The 17,787-nt window shown below is 73.3% G+C and carries 15 protein-coding genes; 11 read left to right on the forward strand and 4 right to left on the reverse strand.

Annotated elements, in window-relative coordinates:
* Window positions 1-7: 7 nt before the first annotated feature.
* From AB0N27_RS02315 to AB0N27_RS02330, 4 genes are read right to left on the reverse strand one after another with little or no spacing between them, the layout of a single operon-like run.
* Window positions 8-775: a phosphotransferase gene (locus AB0N27_RS02315; protein ID WP_364362592.1), complete on the reverse strand. Its 768-nt coding sequence runs from the start codon at window positions 773-775 to the stop codon at window positions 8-10.
* Entirely contained in the window at window positions 772-1,458 is a 687-nt protein-coding gene (locus tag AB0N27_RS02320) for a VTT domain-containing protein (RefSeq protein WP_364362593.1), read from the reverse strand. The genes AB0N27_RS02315 and AB0N27_RS02320 overlap by 4 nt, the downstream gene beginning before the upstream one ends.
* A complete protein-coding gene (locus tag AB0N27_RS02325) occupies window positions 1,455-2,174 on the reverse strand; it encodes a glutamine amidotransferase (protein ID WP_139587167.1) in 720 nt (239 codons plus the stop codon). Before AB0N27_RS02325 ends, AB0N27_RS02320 begins: the two co-directional genes overlap by 4 nt.
* Window positions 2,164-3,411 carry a MurT ligase domain-containing protein gene (locus AB0N27_RS02330; RefSeq protein WP_364365965.1) on the reverse strand — a complete coding sequence of 416 codons (1,248 nt, stop codon included), beginning with the start codon at window positions 3,409-3,411 and terminating at the stop codon, window positions 2,164-2,166. The genes AB0N27_RS02325 and AB0N27_RS02330 overlap by 11 nt, the downstream gene beginning before the upstream one ends.
* A gap of 355 nt (window positions 3,412-3,766) precedes the next feature.
* Here AB0N27_RS02330 and mraZ point away from each other — a divergent pair, with 355 nt between their 5' ends.
* From mraZ to AB0N27_RS02385, 11 genes are all read left to right on the forward strand, one after another.
* The gene (mraZ, locus tag AB0N27_RS02335; RefSeq protein WP_355049459.1) at window positions 3,767-4,198 is read left to right on the forward strand and encodes a division/cell wall cluster transcriptional repressor MraZ; all 432 of its coding nucleotides are present in this window, start codon (window positions 3,767-3,769) and stop codon (window positions 4,196-4,198) included.
* A gap of 206 nt (window positions 4,199-4,404) precedes the next feature.
* Window positions 4,405-5,445 carry a 16S rRNA (cytosine(1402)-N(4))-methyltransferase RsmH gene (gene rsmH, locus AB0N27_RS02340; protein WP_364365968.1) on the forward strand — a complete coding sequence of 347 codons (1,041 nt, stop codon included), beginning with the start codon at window positions 4,405-4,407 and terminating at the stop codon, window positions 5,443-5,445.
* 58 nt (window positions 5,446-5,503) lie between these two features.
* Entirely contained in the window at window positions 5,504-6,112 is a 609-nt protein-coding gene (locus tag AB0N27_RS02345; RefSeq protein ID WP_139587165.1) for a hypothetical protein, read from the forward strand.
* Window positions 6,113-6,114: 2 nt separating this feature from the next.
* On the forward strand, window positions 6,115-8,319 hold the full coding sequence (locus tag AB0N27_RS02350; protein ID WP_364362594.1) for a penicillin-binding protein 2: 2,205 nt from the start codon (window positions 6,115-6,117) through the stop codon (window positions 8,317-8,319).
* Between the two features lie 52 nt (window positions 8,320-8,371).
* Window positions 8,372-9,934 (forward strand): UDP-N-acetylmuramoyl-L-alanyl-D-glutamate--2,6-diaminopimelate ligase, encoded by a 1,563-nt coding sequence (locus AB0N27_RS02355; RefSeq protein WP_364362595.1) that lies wholly within the window; start codon window positions 8,372-8,374, stop codon window positions 9,932-9,934.
* Complete coding sequence (murF, locus tag AB0N27_RS02360) at window positions 9,931-11,328, forward strand: UDP-N-acetylmuramoyl-tripeptide--D-alanyl-D-alanine ligase (RefSeq protein ID WP_364362596.1); 1,398 nt, start codon at window positions 9,931-9,933, stop codon at window positions 11,326-11,328. The genes AB0N27_RS02355 and murF overlap by 4 nt, the downstream gene beginning before the upstream one ends.
* Window positions 11,325-12,449, forward strand: a complete 1,125-nt coding sequence (gene mraY, locus AB0N27_RS02365) for a phospho-N-acetylmuramoyl-pentapeptide-transferase (RefSeq protein WP_364362597.1) — start codon at window positions 11,325-11,327, stop codon at window positions 12,447-12,449. The genes murF and mraY overlap by 4 nt, the downstream gene beginning before the upstream one ends.
* Before the next feature lie 397 nt (window positions 12,450-12,846).
* Window positions 12,847-14,259 carry a putative peptidoglycan glycosyltransferase FtsW gene (locus AB0N27_RS02370; protein ID WP_364365971.1) on the forward strand — a complete coding sequence of 471 codons (1,413 nt, stop codon included), beginning with the start codon at window positions 12,847-12,849 and terminating at the stop codon, window positions 14,257-14,259.
* On the forward strand, window positions 14,259-15,365 hold the full coding sequence (gene murG / locus AB0N27_RS02375) for an undecaprenyldiphospho-muramoylpentapeptide beta-N-acetylglucosaminyltransferase (RefSeq protein WP_364362598.1): 1,107 nt from the start codon (window positions 14,259-14,261) through the stop codon (window positions 15,363-15,365). Before AB0N27_RS02370 ends, murG begins: the two co-directional genes overlap by 1 nt.
* Window positions 15,362-16,927 (forward strand): UDP-N-acetylmuramate--L-alanine ligase, encoded by a 1,566-nt coding sequence (murC, locus tag AB0N27_RS02380; protein WP_364362599.1) that lies wholly within the window; start codon window positions 15,362-15,364, stop codon window positions 16,925-16,927. The genes murG and murC overlap by 4 nt, the downstream gene beginning before the upstream one ends.
* The gene (locus tag AB0N27_RS02385; RefSeq protein ID WP_364362600.1) at window positions 16,924-17,742 is read left to right on the forward strand and encodes an FtsQ-type POTRA domain-containing protein; all 819 of its coding nucleotides are present in this window, start codon (window positions 16,924-16,926) and stop codon (window positions 17,740-17,742) included. The genes murC and AB0N27_RS02385 overlap by 4 nt, the downstream gene beginning before the upstream one ends.
* Window positions 17,743-17,787 lie beyond the last annotated feature (45 nt).

A 17,787-nucleotide genomic window follows, 5' to 3' on the forward strand; every position in this document is an offset into this window, starting at 1 on the left:
GCGCGGGTCAGCCGGTCAGCGCCGCCGTCACGACCGGACGGTGGCCGTGCAACCACTCCTGCCAGCGGCGTACCCCGTCGGGCACGCCCGCGTCGCGGAGCCGGCGCAGAGCCGGCTCACCCCGGTCGGCGCCGGCCTCGATGCCCCGCCAGGTGCCCTCGATCTGGTGGAGCATCACGTCCACCAGCTCACTGCGGTCCAGTCCCGGCGAACCCGTCTCGTAGGCGTCGCAGAGCACCCGACACCGCCGGCCCAGCTCGGCGGGGTCGGCGCCCTCGCCCAGCGGAGCCCAGTGCCAACCGGCGAACGCCACATCCTCGATCCGCCGGCCCGGCCCGGCCAGGTCCCAGTCCAGGAAGGCCACCGGGAGCGGCCCGCTCGGGAATTCCCGGTACACAGTGTTCTTCGGGGAGAGGTCGCGGTGGCACACCGTCTCGGCGGCACCGGCCAGGTCGGTTCCCGCGCACGCGTCGTGCAACAGGCGGATCAGCTCGGCCAGCCGCACCAGCGCCGGATCGGCGAAGAAAGCCGGATCCTCCCGGTCCCGCCACGGCACCCGGCCGGCGACGTAGCCGAGCATCTGCCGGCCCCGCTCGTCGACACCGAGGTGGCGGGGCGCGAGGTCCGCGCCCCTCGCGGCCAGGTGGCGCAGCAGCGCGGAGACGAACTCCAGGTCGGCCGGCGGGGTACGGCGCACCGTGTCGCCGACCCGGACCACGTCGGCCACGAATCCGCCGGTCAGCGGCTCCTCGGCGGAGCCGGTCGACCCGGTCACACCGGCATCGTCGAGCGGCGCTGCCGTTCGGCCCGCCACCACTGGAACGCCAGCACCAGGCTGGCGATCAGGCCGAGGCTGGCGGGGGCGGCGGCGTACCAGTTGACGTGGCCGGGGGAGCTGACGGCCGCGCCGATGGCGGCGTACCCGAAGGCGGTCGGCGCCGAGGCGATGACGCTTCCGGCCAGGAACGGCATGACCCGCGCGCCTGTCGTGCCGTAGCCGTAACTGACAAGCCCGAAGCCGGCGATCGGCAGCAGCCGGACGGTCACCACGCCGAACACGCTCTGCCGCGCGAACCACCTGTCGAGGCGGGCCAACCGGCCACGGACCCGCTCGGCGACGAACTCCCGGCCGAGCAGCCGGCCGACGGTGAACCCGATCGCCGCCGCCACCAGCGCGGCGCCCAGGGCGTACGCGGCGCCCTCCAGGGGGCCGAAGATCGCGCCGGCGGCGAGCGTGATGAACGTCCGGGGGACCAGCGCGACAAGCAGCAGCGCACCGCCGAGGATCGCGGCCACCGGGGCGAGGTCGCCCAACCGGTCGGCCAGCGCCGGAAGCTGCTCCGGATCCGGTCGGGGCACCAGGAGCAGCAGCAGCCCGCAGGCGCCGATGAGCAGGACGAGCAGAGAGAACCGGGCGGCCGACGGCTGCCGCAGCAGCCGCCGGACGGCGCGGATCATGCCCGGGCGGCGGCCACCGCGGCGCGACGCTCGTTGCGGAGCCGGTCGGACCAGGTGTCGTCAAGCGGCGGAAGCTGGTGCGCCCCGGTGGCCCAGCGCAGCAGCAGGTCGGCCAGGGCCGGGTTGCGGGCCAGCGCGGGACCGTGCGAGTAGGTGCCCAGCAACTTGCCGCGCCAGGCGCCCTCGGTGGCGCCGTCGTTGCCCACCCCGGCGGTGACCCGGGCCAGCGGAGAGACCTCCGGGCCGAGGTGGGTACGGCCGCCGTGGTTCTCGAAGCCGGTCAACGCGGGCAGACCCAGTCGGGGGTCGATCTCGCCGGCCAGCTCGCCCACGGCCCGGCTCGGACCCCTGTCGGACTGGAGGTCGAGCAGCTCCAGGCCACGGCACTGCACGCCCTTGGCGAAGAAGGACATGCCGAGCAGCTGGTAGCCGGCGCAGACACCGAACACCACCGAACCCTGGGCCACCGCCCGGTGCAGACCACCGTCGGCGATGAGCCGCTGCGCGCCGAGCGCCTGCGGCCCGTCCTCACCGCCGCCGACCAGGTAGATGTCGGCGGTCGCCGGCAGCCGCTCGTCGGAGCGGACCTCCAGCACCTCCACCGGCATGCCACGCTGGCGCGCCCGCCGGGCCAGGATCAGCGCGTTGCCCCGGTCGCCGTAGGTGGACAGCAGGTCAGGGTAGATCCAGACGATACGCAGGCTCTCAGTTGACACGGTCCAACTCCGCTCGGATGTCCTGGAACGCGGTGTAGTTCGCGATGACCTCCAGCCGCCCGGGCGGGACCGACCGGATCGCGTCGTCGAAGGTGCGGACGTGCTGGAACGGCACGTCGTTGACGTCCAGCCGGACCGCCAGGTCGTACGCCCGGTCGCCGGTGATCAGCACCTGCCGGCCGCGCAGTGGCGCGAAGTCGACGTCGAACAGCCAGGAGGTGTCCAGTCCGTCGGGGTCGCGCGCGTTGATGGAGAGCAGGGTCGGCGCCTCGTCGGCCATGTCGAACGCCTCCAGCCAACTGGCCGGGTTCTTGGCAAGCAGCAGCCGGATGTTGCGCCCGTCCTTGTCCACCTGCGCGTAGCGGCCCGCCACCGAGGTGACGATGCCGAGGCGGGACACCGCGTCGACCGGGCGTACGCCGAACTCGGCGGCCACGGCCAGCGCGGTCGCCGCGTTACCGAGGTTGACCTTGCCGGGCAGTTGCAGGGAGACCTTGTGCCAGGCGCCGGTGGGGTCGAGCACCCCCTCGTCCTCGACGACCCACTGCGGCTCCGGTCGGCGCAGCGGGCAGCCGGTGCACCACCACTGGCCGCCGGAGCGCTGGATGGTCGAGCCGCACTCGGGGCAGACCCAGGAGTCGTCGTGCCAGCGCTGGCCGGCGCTGAACCAGGTCACGTGGGGCGGGTTGATGCCCCGGGCCGGGTCCGCCGGAGGGGTGGCGGCCCACACGACCATCGGGTCGTCGGCGTTCGCCACCACCCGCACGTCGGTGTGCCGGACCAGCGCCGCGCGCCAGAGCTGCGCCATCATGGCGACCTCCTTGGCCCGGTCCAGTTGGTCGCGGGAGAGGTTCAGCAGGGCGACGACGTGCGGTTCGGTCGCCTCCAGCACCTGCGCCAGGTAGTGCTCGTCGACCTCCAACACCGCGTACGGGGTGCTGCCGGCCTTGGCCAGCGCCGACGTGTGCCCGCTGGGCATGTTGGCACCGAACGAGTTGGTGGCGACCCGGCCGAGCACGCCGACCGCGGCGGCGGTCAACCGGGTGGTGGTCGTCTTGCCGTTGGTGCCGGAGACGAGCGCGATGGCGCGTCCGGCCGACAGGTGGGCCAGCAGGTCCGGGTCGATCTTCAGCCCGATCCACCCGCCGATCACCGATCCGTCGCCACGGCCGGCGGCCCGGGAGAGCGCCGCGGCGGTCCGTGACACGGAGCTGGCCACCTTGGCCCGTAGGGGCATTTTCGCGTCCGTCACGCGAGCGAGGTTACCGGACCGCCCGCCTCGCCAGATCGCCGCCGACGGTGAACCGTTCGGCAGTGGCATCCGCGTGGGCGGCCGGGTCGACGTCCGCCGGACGGAGTCGATCTATGTCGGAAAGCGGACCACGCCGGAGGGGCACTGTGGCCCTCCACTCCGCTCCACCCCGCGTGACGTGCGGTTTTGTTCTCTGATCAGACGCGCCACGCGGCCAAATCTGGTTGCGGGTGGAGGGAAGTGGAGTAAGGTGGGGGCCAATGGTGAGGCCGGGAGGGCTCACCGGCCCGGGGGGTCAGCGGCGCCGCGAACGCCGCTCAGGGGCGAGGGGGTAGGGCCGATGTTCCTCGGCACCCACACTCCGCGCCTGGACGAAAAGGGCCGGTTGATCCTTCCGGCCAAGTTCCGGGATGAGCTGGCGGGGGGTGTCGTGGTCACCAAAGGGCAGGATCGCTGTCTCTACGTCTTCCCGACACCCGAGTTCCAGCGGATCGCGGAGCAGTTGCGCGCGCAGCCGATGACGCACAAGGCGGCCCGGGCCTACAGCCGGGTCTTCTTCGCCAGCGCGCACGACGAGGTGCCGGACAAGCAGGGTCGGGTGACGATCCCGGCCCACCTGCGGGAGTATGCCGCGCTGGACCGCGACCTCGTCGTGATCGGCGCGAGCACGCGGGTGGAGATCTGGGACAAGGTCGCCTGGGAGACCTACCTCGCCGAGAGCGAAGACGACTTCGCCGACATCGAGGAGGGGGTGCTGCCCGGCGGTCTGTAGGGCGGAACGGCGCCCGACGTACTGCGAGATCTCCAGCCGCTTTCGAGTTCCTGGCATCCCTTCCCCGGTGCCAGGCGCACGATCCAGTCATCGGGTCCGAACCCGGTGGCCGGCGGGAGCGGATGGGGATCTGGCGGTACGACGGCAGCGCCGTCTCCACGGCAGGCACGCGAGAAGAACGGACGTTTCAACCAGTGGGGGTCGACATGGGGGAGTTGCGCGGCACGCACGTGCCGGTGCTGCTCGAGCGGTGTCTCGAGCTGCTGGCCCCCGCGCTGGGTCGAGGCGGCCGGACGGTGCACGTCGACGCCACGCTCGGCCTGGCCGGGCACGCGGAGGCGGTGCTCCAGGCGCACCCGGAGACGGTCCTCATCGGGCTCGACCGGGACACCGAGGCGCTGGCGCACGCGCGGGTCCGGCTGGCCCGGTTCGCCGACCGCATCCACCTGGAGCACGCCGTCTACGACGAGCTGCCCGAGGTGCTGGAGCGGCTGGGCTATCCGGGCATCGACGGGATCCTGTTCGACCTGGGGGTGTCGTCGCTGCAACTGGACGCGCCCGACCGCGGGTTCGCCTACGCGCAGGACGCGCCACTCGACATGCGGATGGACCAGACGCGGGGGGTGACCGCCGAGGAGGTGGTCAACACGTACGCCCACCCGGACCTGGCCCGGGTGCTGCGGGTGTACGGCGAGGAGAAGTTCGCCGGCCGGATCGCCTCGGCGATCATCCGGGAGCGGGAACGCTCCCGGATCACCTCCTCCGCGCGGCTGGCGGAGCTGGTCAGGGACTCGATCCCGGCGCCAGCCCGACGAACGGGTGGACACCCGGCAAAGAGAACGTTTCAGGCTTTACGGATCGAGGTAAACAGAGAGCTGGCAGCGCTGGAGACAGCGTTGCCGTCCGCGCTCGACGCACTGACCGTGGGCGGTCGCATGGTGGTCCTGTCCTACCACTCGCTGGAGGACCGGCTCACCAAGGCGGCGCTCGCGGACCGGGTCCGCAGTAAGGGCCCTGTCGACCTCCCGGTTGAGCTGCCCGGGTCCGGTCCGACGTTCCGGCTGCTGAGCCGGGGCGCCGAACTGCCCGGGGAGGAGGAGGTCGCCGCGAACCCGCGCGCCGCCTCGGTGCGGCTGCGGGCCGCGGAACGACTCGACCCGAACGCGACAGAACAGGGGCGGACCGACCGCGAACGGTCTCGCCGAAGGGTGAAGGGAATGCACCAACCGGGCACGGGGTCCGCCTGATCCGTGGGGGGTCAGGGGCGCCGTGACCGTAGAGGGACGGATGTTGAGGGGGAGGGACATGAACATTGACAAGCGCGACCGCCGGGACGTCACCGGCGGCGGGCAGCGCGCACCGCGGTCGGGGGGCCGGACCGCGGCGGAGCGGGCTCCGCGCGTGGGGAACGGTACGCCACGCATCGATCGAGTGAATCGGCAGGGGGAGGCTCGCGCCCGGGGGGCGCGCGAGTTCCCGACCCAGGGCAGCGCCGCGCTGCGTCCGGTCGAGAAGACCGGCGTCGCGGCGACCGCCCGTCCGCCCCGGCTGCGGGTGGCGCCGCCGGCGCCGGTGTCGGTGCCGCGGGCGCCGTTCGCGGCCCTGATCGTGGTCCTGGTGGTCGGTGGGGTGCTGGGCATCCTGGCGGTCAACACCAAGATCAATGAGAACGCGTTCCGGTTGGAGAAGCTGCAGCAGCAGCAGGCCCGACTGGACCTGGAGAAGCAGCAGCTCGACAAGCAGATCGCCGAGGCCGAGGCGCCGGGGAACCTGACCGCCGAGGCGCGTCGACTGGGGCTGGTGGACGCCGGGGAGCCGGGGTACGTGCGGCTGCCGGACGGCAAGCTGCCGCTCGGCGTGCCGAAGCCGGCGACCGGCGAGCCGTCGGTGACCAGCCAGGGCGCGGGAGGCTGACAGTGCCACCGAGGTCGGACGAGCCGCGCCGGAACCCCCAGGGGTCCCGGCGCGGTTCTTCGCGTGACACCGGGCCCGCCGACGGCGAGTCGCGCACCGACGAGCCGGGAATCGGCGGGATCTCCGGCGCGCGGGCGTACACCCCTCGGGGTCGGACGGTCCGCGAGGAGCGCGGCGTGCCGGCGCGCGGCGCCGAGCAGCGGCGTACCCCCCGCAACACCCGCTCGGGCGACCCGTTCCGGCCGGCGTTGCAGGTGCTCGACGGTGGCCGCGCCGCCGCCGCGCGGGCCGCCCGGCGGGACGCGCCGGCGGCCGGCCGCGGCGGGGTCGTGCGGACCGTCGCGCCGCGCAACCCGCGCGGGCCGGTGGGCGACGAGCCGCCACCGCGCCGCCGGACCACCCCGCGCGCGCCGCGCCGCGCCGACCGGCCGGCGGGCCGCCGGCCGTCGCGCAAGCCGCCGCGTCCGCCGAAACTCGCCGACCCGCGACTGCGGCTACGGCTGGGCACCGCGCTCACCCTGGCGCTGTTCGCCGTGATCGGCGTGCGGCTGGTGTTCCTCCAGGCGGTCGACACCCCGGCGTACGCCGGCGGTGGCGTCGCCGACCGGACCCGCACGGTCGAGCTGCCCGCGCCGCGTGGCGCGATCTACGACCGGACCGGCGCCGAGTTGGCGCACAGCGTCGAGGCGCGGTACGTGTTCGCCGACCCGACGGAGATCACTGACGCCGCCAGTACCGCGAAGGCGCTGTCCCCGCTGCTCGGCATCCCGGCGTCGAAGCTCGCCGAGCTGATGAAGCCCCGCAAGCTGGAGAACGGCAAGCCGTCCCGGTTCGAGTACCTGGCCCGGGGGGTGGAGATCCCGGCCGCCAAGCGGGTGCAGGCGCTGGAGCTGCCCGGCATCGGTGTGCACCGGGACGAGCGCCGGGAGGTTCCCGGTGGCGACCTGGCGGCCAACCTGATCGGTTTCACCAGCCAGGACATGGACGGGCTGGAGGGGCTGGAGGCCCGCTACGACGAGCTGCTCGCCGGGCAGGACGGCCGGCGGGTGTACGAGGCCGGCCTCGGCGACCTGGCCGCGCCGATCCCGGGCGGCTACAGCAAGACCACCCCGGCCAAGCCGGGCAGCTCGCTGGCGCTCACCCTCGACCGTGACCTGCAGTTCAAGTCGCAGCAGATCCTCAGCGCGGCGATGGGCAAGCAGCGCGGCGGCACCGCCGCGGCGGTGATCATCGACGTCCCCACCGGGGAGGTGCTGGCCCAGTCCAGCGACCCCACCTACAACGCGGCCAAGCCGTTTCCGAGTGACCCGGTCGCCCGGGAGGACGCCGCGACGAGCTTCGTCGTCGACCCGGGCTCGGTGCACAAGGCGATCACCTACGGCGCGGCGTTGCAGGAGGGGGTGATCACCCCGGACACCACCCTGCCCATCGCGAACAGCATCAAGAAGGGCGACACCTGGTTCTCCGACACCCACCCGGCCAACGGACGCAAGATGAGCCTGCCGGGGATGCTCGCGTACTCGTCGAACGTCGGCACGATCACCATCGCCGACCGGCTCGGCCCGGACCGGCTGATCGACTACCAGAAGCGGTTCGGGCTCGGCCAGCCCACGGGTGAGGGGCTGCCCGGCGAGGCCAGCGGCCGGCTGCTGCCCGCCGACGAGTGGAGCGAGTCGTCGGCCGGGTCGGTGCCGATCGGGCACAGCGTGGACGCCACGCCCCTGCAGATGGCCGCCGCGTACGCCGCCATCGCCAACGACGGCACCTACGTGCAGCCGCACCTGGTGAAGGAGACGATCGGCCCGGACGGCAAGCGCACCCCGGCGCCCCCGCCGGTGACCCGGTCGGTGCTCAGCCCGCAGAACGCGGCGGCGCTGCGCACCATGCTGGAGGCCGTCACCACTGTCGACGGGGCCACCGGGGTCACCGCCGCCGTCCCCGGCTACCGGGTCGCCGGCAAGACCGGCACCGGTTGGCGGTTGGTGGACGGCAGGAAGCAGCCAGGCGAGGTGTCCTCCTTCATCGGGATGGCGCCGGCGGAGAAGCCCCGCTACGTCATAGCGGTCTTCGTGTACGCGCCCGACGGTGGGGGAGCCGCGATCGCCGGGCCGGCGTTCCGGGACATGATGCAGTTCACTCTGCGTCACTACCGCGTACCGCCCTCCAACGGTGCGTCGGCACCCAAGTTCGTGGTCTATCCGCGCTGAGCAGCGACGGCGGGACATCATCGGTGAGTGCCGACGAACCACCGGGGCGGCTGTGCGGCCGGAACCGGACGACCGGGTAGGGTCTGACGCCGTGCCCGGCAATCCACGTCCACGTACCGTGACCGGAGTCCGGCTCGGTGATCTCGCCGTCCGGCTCGCCGTCGACCTTCCGGCGGACGCCGCCGACGTGGTCGTCACCGGGGCGACCCACGCCAGCCAGGAGGTCCACCCCGGCGACCTGTACGCGGCGCTGCCCGGCGCCCGCCGGCACGGCGCGGAGTTCGCCGCCGGTGCCGCCGAGGCCGGTGCGGTCGCGCTGCTGACCGACGCGGCGGGCGCGGAGCTGGCGGCGGACACGCGACTGCCCGTGCTGGTGGTGCCCGACCCGCGCGCGGTCCTCGGTGAGCTGGCCTCGGCCGTGTACGGCGACCCGACGGCGGGCCTGACAGTGATCGGGGTGACCGGCACGGCAGGCAAGACGTCCACCGCGTACCTCGTCGAGTCAGGGCTGCGGGCCGCCGGGCACACCACCGGGCTGATCGGCACCGTGGAGACCCGCCTCGGCGACCTGGTGATCGACAGTGTGCGGACCACGCCGGAGGCCACCGACCTGCACGCCATGCTGGCCACCGCCCGCGAGCGGGGGGTGACCGCCGTGGTCATGGAGGTCTCCAGTCACGCCCTGGCGATGGGCCGGGTGGGCGGTGTGCGCTTCGACGTGGGCGGCTACACCAACTTCGGCTCCGACCACCTGGACTTCCACGCCGACAGCACCGACTACTTCGCCGCGAAGGCGCAGCTCTTCGACGGCCGGTGTGCCGTCGAGGTGCTCAACCACGACGACCCGGCGCTCAAGCCGCTGTACAAGCCGGCGACCGTCACCTACTCGGCGGCCGGCGACGCGTCCGCGACGTGGTGGGCCGACGGTGTCGGCGGCGAGGGGTACGCGCAGCGGTTCACCGCGCACGGCCCGGACGGCCTCGTCGTGCCCGCCGGTGTGGCGTTGCCGGGTCGGCACAACGTGGCGAACGCGCTGCTGGCCATCGCCACGCTCGTCGCCGCCGGGGTGGACCCGGCGACCGCCGCCGCCGGCGTGGCCGCCTGCGGTGGGGTGCCCGGCCGGTTGCAGCTTGTCGACGTCGCCGCGCCGGTGCGCGGAGTGGTCGACTACGCGCACAAGTCCGACGCCATCGTGGCCGCGCTTGCCGCGCTGCGCGAGCTGAGCGCCGGCCGGTTGATCTGTGTGATCGGCGCCGGTGGGGACCGGGACCGGGGCAAACGGCCGGTGATGGGCGCCGCCGCGGCGCAGGGGGCAGACGTGGTGCTGGTGACCGACGACAACCCGCGTACCGAGGACCCGGCGGAGATCCGCGCCGAGGTGCTCGCCGGTGCGTACCGGGCCGGCGCGGCCGCCCGGATCATCGAGGTGGCCGGTCGCCGGGCGGCGATCGACGAGGCGGTCCGGCTCGCCGAGCCGGGCGACGTCATCGCGCTGCTCGGCAAGGGCCACGAGCGTGGCCAGGAGGTGGCGGGCGAGGTGTTCCCCTTCGACGACAGCACGGAACTGGCCGACGCGTTGCGGGCCCGCTTCGGGGATCTGGCGGGTCAGCGGTGATCGCGCTGAGCCTGGCCGAGGTGGCCGCCGCGGTCGACGGGCGGCTCGTCGCCGCCGATCCGGCAGCCACCGTCACCGGCAGCGTCGAGTTCGACTCGCGCAAGGTGGGAGCCGGGTCGCTCTTCGTGGCGTTCCCCGGTGAGAAGGTCGACGGGCACGACTACGCGCAGACGGCGATCCAGGCCGGCGCCGTGGCGGTGCTCGGCAGCCGTGAGGTGCCCGGCGTACCGATGGTGCTTGTCGACGACGCGCTGGCCGCCATGGGCCGGCTGGCCCGCGCGGCAGTGGACCGGCTGCCCGGGCTGACCGTGATCGGCGTGACCGGCTCGTCCGGCAAGACCACCACCAAGGACCTGATCGGCCAGCTCACCACCCGGCTCGGCGCGACCGTGGCGCCGCCCGGTTCGTTCAACAACGAGCTGGGGCACCCGTACACCGCGCTGCGGGCGGGACCGGACACCAGGTACCTGGTGATGGAGAAGGGCGCCCGGGGGATCGGGCACGTACGTTACCTGTGCGAGCTGGTGCCGCCCCGGATCTCAGTGGTGCTCAACGTCGGCACGTCGCACATCGGCGAGTTCGGTTCGCAGGACGCCATCGCCCAGGCCAAGGGCGAACTGGTCGAGGCGCTGCCGCCGGACGGGCTGGCCGTGCTCAACGCCGACGACCCGCGGGTGGACGCGATGGCGGGCCGTACGCGCGCCCGGGTGGTCCGCTACGGCGAGGCGCCCGACGCGGACGTGCGGGCCGAGGACGTCACGCTCGACGAGCGGGGGCGCGCGTCGTACACCCTCGTCATTCCGGAGGGCCGCGCGCCCGTGCGGCTCGGGGTGACCGGCCGGCACCAGGTCGGCAACACCCTCGCGGCGGCGGCTGTGGCGCGCGAGCTGGGCATGCCGCTGGCCGAGCTGGCCCCGGCCCTGGGCGAGCTGAAGCTGGTCTCCACCCGGCGGATGGACGTCTTCGACCGTCCCGACGGGGTGACCGTGATCGACGACTCGTACAACGCGAACCCGGCCTCCATGGCGGTGGCGCTGCGGGCGCTGGCAAGCATCGGCCGGGGCCGGCGTACCGTCGCGGTGCTGGGTTACATGGCTGAGCTGGGCCCGTTCGAGTCCGACGGCCACGCGCAGACCGGCCGCCTCGCGGCTGAGCTGGGCGTGGACCGGCTGCTCGTGGTGGGCGAGCTCGCGGCGCCGATCCACGAGGGCGCCACATCAGTAGGTGACTGGGGAGGAGAGTCGGTGCTGCTCACCGATCAGGCGGCGGCCGTCGAGGTGCTGCGGGGCGATCTACGACCGGGCGATGTCGTCCTGGTCAAGGGCTCCCGCTACCGGACCTGGGAGGTGGCCGACGCCCTGCGCGCCGACGCCGCCGAGGAGGCCAGTCGATGAGGGCCATCATCGTCGCCATCGGGGTGGCCTTCGTCGTCTCGCTGTTCTGCACCCCGATCGCGATCAAGGTGTTCACCCGGCTCAAGGCCGGCCAGCCGATCCGGTCCGACGGCCCCGCCATGCACCAGGGCAAGAAGGGCACGCCCACGATGGGCGGCGTGGTCTTCATCCTGGCCACGGTGATCGCGTACGTGGCCGGCCACCTGGCCCTGACCACGCTGCCGGACGCGCAGATCGCGCAGGTGGAGCCGACCATCACGGCGCTGGTGCTGCTGGGGCTCATGGTGTTCTCCGGCGCGGTGGGCTTCCTCGACGACTTCCTCAAGGTGCGCAAGCGCAACAGCGCCGGTCTCAACAAGCGCGGCAAGCTGCTCGGTCAGATCCTGGTCGGCGCGGTCTTCGGCGTGATCGCGCTGTGGTTCCCGAGCACGATGACCGACGCGACGGGCAACGCCACCAACACCCAGACCGTGGGCAGCACCACGCTGAGCTTCATCCGGGACATCGACTTCCTGGAGGTCAGCAAGGTCGGCGCGGTGATCATCTTCATCTTCGTGGTGATGGCCGCGACGAACGGCGTCAACCTCACGGACGGTCTGGACGGTCTGGCGACCGGCGCGTCGGTGATGGTGCTCGCCGCGTACGCGCTCATCGCGTTCTGGCAGTACCGGCACTGGTGCGCCGACCCGAGCTACACCCAGGACTACTGCTACGCGGTGCGCGACCCGTTGGAGATCGCGTTGATCGCCGGTGCGGCGGCCGGGGCCTGTGTGGGCTTCCTGTGGTGGAACACCTCGCCGGCGCGGATCTTCATGGGTGACACAGGAGCGCTGGGGCTGGGCGGCCTGATCGCCGGCATGGCGATGTCGACGCGCACCATCCTGCTGCTGCCGATCATCGGCGGGCTCTTCGTGATCATCACGATGTCCGTGGTGATCCAGATCATCTCCTTCAAGACCACAGGCAAACGGGTGTTCCGGATGTCGCCGCTCCAGCACCACTTCGAGTTGGCCGGCTGGAGCGAGGTCAACATCGTGGTCCGCTTCTGGATCATCGCCGGCATCGGCGTGGCCATCGCCCTGGGCCTGTTCTACAGCGAGTTCCTCGCCAACATGACCTGACCCCACCCCCCACCCCTCACCCCTCACCCCGCGCGATCTTGCACTTTCGGACCCCGGAATGTCCCGCCCTGCGGCTTCTGTCCGGGCGGAAAGTGCAAGATCGGCGGGAGAGGGGGTCCGACACGCCCGGTGGGGCGTTGTGGGGCTGTCGGGCGCGTCCAGCGGTGATGATGTCGGGGTGGGGGAGGAACTCGGCACTGAGGACAGGACGGGCGGGCGACCGCGTCGATCACCGGGCGGGGCGCGGGGGCCGGAGCCGGGCGCGGCGCGTACCGCGAAGGTCACCGTCGCCCAGCGCGGCCCGGACGAGCCGCGTGGCCCGGCACCGGGCGCGGCGGCGCGGGAGCCGGAACCGGCCGCGCCGGCGCCGCTGCGCGGGGTCGACGCGGCAGGTGGGCTGGCCGCGCTGCGCGGTCTGCTGGACCGGCCGCTCGCCTCCTACTACCTGCTGTTGTCCAGCGCCGGTCTGCTGCTGCTCATCGGGTTGACGATGGTCTTCTCGGCGACAAGCGTGAAGGACTACGCCGAGGACGGCAACGCGTCGGCCTCGCTGACCAAGCAGGCCATCTTCGCGGTGATCGGCATCGGGGCGTTCTGGGTCTGCCAGCGGCTGCCCGCCAGCACCTACCGATCCCTGGGCCGGCCGCTGCTGTTCACCGCGGTGGCGCTGCTGCTGGTGCTCAACCTGCTGGTGGCCTACGGCCGGCTCACCCATCAGCTGTCGGTCGGGTTCGGGCCGGTCGAGGCGCGGCTGAACTGGCTGTTCATCGGCGGGACCCAGGTGCAGCCGTCCGAGCTGGCCAAGTTCGCGTTGGTCCTGTGGGGCGCGCACGTGATCGCCCGCAAGGGCGCCGCGCTGGGCTGGTGGCGGGAGCTGGCCACTCCGCTCTTCCCGGTGATGGGCCTGCTCTTCGTCCTGGTCGGCTACAACGACACGGGCACCATGCTCTGCCTGCTGGCCCTGGTTGTCGGCCTGCTCTGGGCCGCCGGGGTACGGGCGCGGGTGTTCGGCGCGCTGATCGTGGTCGGCCTGATCGGCGTCGGCCTGCTCATCGCGGTGGCCTCGCTCGGTGCCGGCTCCGGCGAGCGCGGCGCGGAGAACTACCGGCTGGCGCGGCTCACGTCGTTCATCAGCCCGCCCGACCCGCAGGAGTGCAAGCTCGACGGCTGCCTACAGCTCTACCAGGGCCGGCTGGCCATCGAGCACGGCGGCTGGTTCGGCGTCGGACTGGGCAAGGGCAGCCTCAAGTGGGACTGGCTGCCCGAGGCGCACAACGACTTCATCTTCGCGATCATCGCCGAGGAGCTGGGCGTCATCGGCTGCGCCGTGGTGCTCGCCCTGTTCGCCGTGCTCGCGTACACCGGGCTGCGGATCGCCCGGCGGGTGGACGACCCGTTCCGGCGGCTCGCCGCCGCCGCCGTCACCACCTGGCTGGTCAGCCAGGCCGTGATCAACATTGGTGGGGTGGTCGGGCTGCTGCCGATCACCGGCCTGCCGCTGCCGTTCATCTCCGACGGCGGAAGTGCCCTGGTCGTGACGCTGGCCGCGATCGGGATGCTGGCATCCTTCGCCCGCGCCGAACCCGATGCGGCCAGAGCCCTGCATGCCCGTCCGCCGGCCCGGTGGGTCCGACTACTCTGGGCCCCGTTACCGCCGCTTCCCGGCCGGCGTCGCCGTCCGGCGACACCGGCCGCGGCCCGAGGGCCCGTGCCCCGGTCGCGGGAGCGGCGGAAGGACGACCAGGCCGCACCGCGCGGCGTCCGGCAGGGCCGGGCTCGCGGGGGTACGGCGAGCGAGAGGAGACGCTGATGGGTCCGCTGCGTTCGGTGGTACTCGCGGGAGGTGGCACCGGGGGGCACATCTACCCGCTGCTCGCCTTCGCCGACTGCCTGCGCCGACACGACCGCGGCGTCCGGATCACCTGCCTCGGCACACCCAAGGGCATGGAGAACGAGCTGATCCCGCCGCACGGCTACGACCTGCGGCAGATCCCGGCGTACCAGCTGCCCCGGTCGGTGAACATGAACCTGGTCCGTACCCCGGGCCGGATGTGGACCGCGGCCCGCGCCGCCGGCAAGGTGATCGACGAGGTGCAAGCCGACGCGGTGGTGGGCTTCGGCGGGTACGTCTCGGTGCCGGCGTACCTGGCCGCGTGGCGTCGGGAGATGCCCATGGTGATCCACGAGGTGAACGTGCCGCCGGGTGTGGCCAACCGCCTCGGCATGAAGTTCACCAAGAACATCGCCGTCGGCTTCCCGCACCAGCCGAGCCAGGCCGAGTCGCTGCGCGACGCCACAGTCGTCGGGGTTCCGCTGCGCCGCAACATCGCCACGCTCGACAGGTACGCGCTGCGCAACGCCGCCCGCGCCCACCTCGGGCTCCGCCCCGACCTGCCTGTGCTCTTCGTCGCCGGCGGCTCGTCGGGCGCCCGCTCGATCAACCTGGCGGTCTCCGGCGCGGCCAAGGAACTGGCCCGCAACGGCGTGCAGGTGCTGCACGTGATGGGTGCCCGCAACGAGCCGGTGCCGATCCCCACCGACCTGCCGGTGCCGTACGTGACGCTTCCCTACCTGTCCGAGATGGAGCTGGGCTACGCCGCCGCCGACCTGATGCTGGCCCGGGGCGGGGCGATGACGGTCGCCGAGGTGGCAGCGATCGGCCTGCCCACGATCTACGTGCCGTACCCGCACAGCAACCAGGAGCAGAAGCGCAACGCGCTGCCCGTGGTGGAGGCCGGCGGCGGGGTGCTCGTCGACGACGCCGAACTCACTCCGGACTGGCTGGAGCGCACGGTCATCCCGCTGATCCGCGACCCGCAGCGGCTGTACGCGATGGGCGCGGCGGCCGCCGCGTACGGGCGGCGCGACGGTGACGAGGCGCTGCGGTCCTTCGTGCTCGCGGCGGTGGCCCGATGACCGCGCAGTTCACCCCGGCCGGCACGCTGACCGCAGAGGACCTGGGCGCCGTCCACCTGATCGGCGTGGGCGGGGTGGGCATGCTCGGCGTGGCCCGACTGCTGCTCACCCGGGGCATCCGGGTCTCCGGCAGCGACCTGCGCGAGTGGCCCTCGCTTGCGGGTCTGCGGGCGCTCGGCGGCACCATCTATCTCAGCCACGAGGCGACGAACCTCGACGGTGTGGACACAGTGGTCTACTCGTCGGCAATCCCGCAGGACCACCTGGAACTGGTCGAGGCGCGTCGGCGTGGCCTGCGGGTGCTGCACCGCTCGGAGGCGCTCGCGGCGGCGATGACCGGCCGCCGGGCGATAGCTGTCGCCGGCACCCACGGCAAGACCACCACCACCTCGATGGTGACAATGGTGCTCCAGCAGGCCGGTATGGATCCTTCCTTCGTGATCGGCGGGGAGATCTCCGAGGTCGGCTCGGGCGCCCACCACGGCACCGGCGAGTACTTCGTGGTCGAGGCGGACGAGAGCGACCGCTCGTTCCTCATCTACCGCCCGTTCGTGTCGATCATCACGAACGTCGAGGCGGACCACCTGAACACCTACGGCGACTACGCGACGCTGGAGGCCGCGTTCGTCGAGTTCGCCCGCCTCACCGACCCGGAGGGGTTCATCATCACCTGCGCCGACGACCCGGGTGGTCGGCGGCTGGCCGAGACGCTTCGCGCCGAGGGCCGGCGGGTCCACACGTACGGCGAGGCGGCCGACGCCGACCTGCGGCTGAGCGAGATCTCCTCCTCGTCGCGCGGGGTGCGCTATCTGGCCGCGATCGACGGTCGGTCGCTCGGCGAGTTCCGGCTGCCGGTGCCCGGGCGGCACATGGGCCTCAACAGCGCGGCGGCGGTGCTCGCCGCGTACCTGCTGGATCTGCCGCTGGGGGCGGCGGAGGCCGCGCTGGCGGTGTTCCCGGGTGTGCGGCGGCGCTTCGAGCGCAAGGGCGTCGCGGACGGCGTGCTGGTCTACGACGAGTACGCGTACCACCCGACCTCGATTACGCTGGCGTTGCAGACGCTGCGCGAGGTGGCCGGGGACGGGCGGCTGATCGTCGTCTTCCAGCCCTACCGGCTGTACCGGACGCGCGACTCGCAGGCGGAGATCGCCGAGGCGTTGGCCATCGCCGACGAGGTGGTGCTGCTGGAGGTCTTCGGGCCGGGTGAGCTGCGCCAGCCCGGTGAGGGCTCGGCGGCCCTGATCGAGGCGGTGGCGCTGCCCGCCGAGCGGAAGGTCTTCGTGGACTCGTGGGAGGCGGCGCCTGTCGAGGTGGTCCGTCGGGCCCGCCCCGGGGACGTGGTGGTGACCATGGGCGCCCCGCCGATCTCGCTGATGGGTGACGAACTGCTGGCCGGCCTGCTGGCCCGTACCGCCGGTGCCGCGCCGACCGCGACTGTCGACCCGGTGGCGACCACCCCGGCCGTCGGCGAGCCGGTGGCAGGCGGTGCCACGGCCGGTGGCGACGGTGCGGCCCTGGGTGGCACCGCCGCTCCGGACGGCGCGGCGCCCACGGCCGGATGAGCCCCGGCCCGGCCCGAGGACGGACCAGCGCCGCCGAGGGCGGCGCGCCGCGCCGTGGACCGGTGCGGCGGTGGCAGCTCGTACGGGCGGGCAGCGACGCGGTGCCGCCGTCGACCCGCCGGTTCATGGCGCGTGCCCGGCAGCGCCGGATGCGCGCCGCGCTGCCGTGGGCGGTGGCCGCCGGGGTGCTGGCGGTGGCCGGGCTTGTCGCGTGGACGGTGCTGGGCACCGGCCTGTTCGGCGTCCGCGAGGTGCGGGTGGAGGGTGCCGCCCTGGTCACCCCGGTGCAGGTGCGCGACGCGGTCGGGGTGGCCGACGGGGTGCCGCTGGCCCGGGTGGACCTGGCCGCCGCCGCCCGCCGGGTCGGCGAACTGGCGCCTGTGGAGCGGGCGACGGTCTCCCGGGACTGGCCGGGCGCGCTAGTGGTCCGGGTGACCGAACGCACGCCGGTGGCGGCGGTGCCCCAGGGGGAGGCGTTCACGCTCATCGACCGCGGCGGTGTGGCGTTCCGTACGGTGGCCCGGCGGCCCGCCGGGCTGCCGCTGGTCAAGGTGGCACGGCCGGCCGGCGACGATCCGGACACCCGCGCCGCGCTGGAGGTTCTCGTCGCGTTGACCCCGCAGCTGCGCGCCGAGCTGGTGGACGTGACGGTGGAGGGGCTGGCCCGGATCAGTCTGCGGCTGCGCGGGGACCGGACGGTGGTCTGGGGAGACGCGACACGGGGTACGGACAAGGCGCGGGTGGCCACGGCGCTGCTCGGTGAGGAGACCGACCGGATCGACGTGAGCGCGCCGGACGTGGTGACCTTCCGCTGACCGGGGAGGCTGCGCCGGACGTGACGAGTGGCGCTCCGGCCGGCG

The sequence above is a fragment of the Micromonospora sp. NPDC093244 genome (assembly GCF_040683695.1).
Lineage (GTDB): Bacteria > Actinomycetota > Actinomycetes > Mycobacteriales > Micromonosporaceae > Micromonospora.

Coding starts and splice junctions, on each gene's coding strand:
- AB0N27_RS02320 (WP_364362593.1), bottom strand. CDS start 1,458: ATGATCCGCGCCGTCCGGCGGCTGCTGCGGCAGCCGTCGGCCGCCCGG.
- AB0N27_RS02330 (WP_364365965.1), bottom strand. CDS start 3,411: ATGCCCCTACGGGCCAAGGTGGCCAGCTCCGTGTCACGGACCGCCGCG.
- mraZ (WP_355049459.1), top strand. CDS start 3,767: ATGTTCCTCGGCACCCACACTCCGCGCCTGGACGAAAAGGGCCGGTTG.
- rsmH (WP_364365968.1), top strand. CDS start 4,405: ATGGGGGAGTTGCGCGGCACGCACGTGCCGGTGCTGCTCGAGCGGTGT.
- AB0N27_RS02345 (WP_139587165.1), top strand. CDS start 5,504: ATGAACATTGACAAGCGCGACCGCCGGGACGTCACCGGCGGCGGGCAG.
- mraY (WP_364362597.1), top strand. CDS start 11,325: ATGAGGGCCATCATCGTCGCCATCGGGGTGGCCTTCGTCGTCTCGCTG.
- murG (WP_364362598.1), top strand. CDS start 14,259: ATGGGTCCGCTGCGTTCGGTGGTACTCGCGGGAGGTGGCACCGGGGGG.
- murC (WP_364362599.1), top strand. CDS start 15,362: ATGACCGCGCAGTTCACCCCGGCCGGCACGCTGACCGCAGAGGACCTG.
- AB0N27_RS02385 (WP_364362600.1), top strand. CDS start 16,924: ATGAGCCCCGGCCCGGCCCGAGGACGGACCAGCGCCGCCGAGGGCGGC.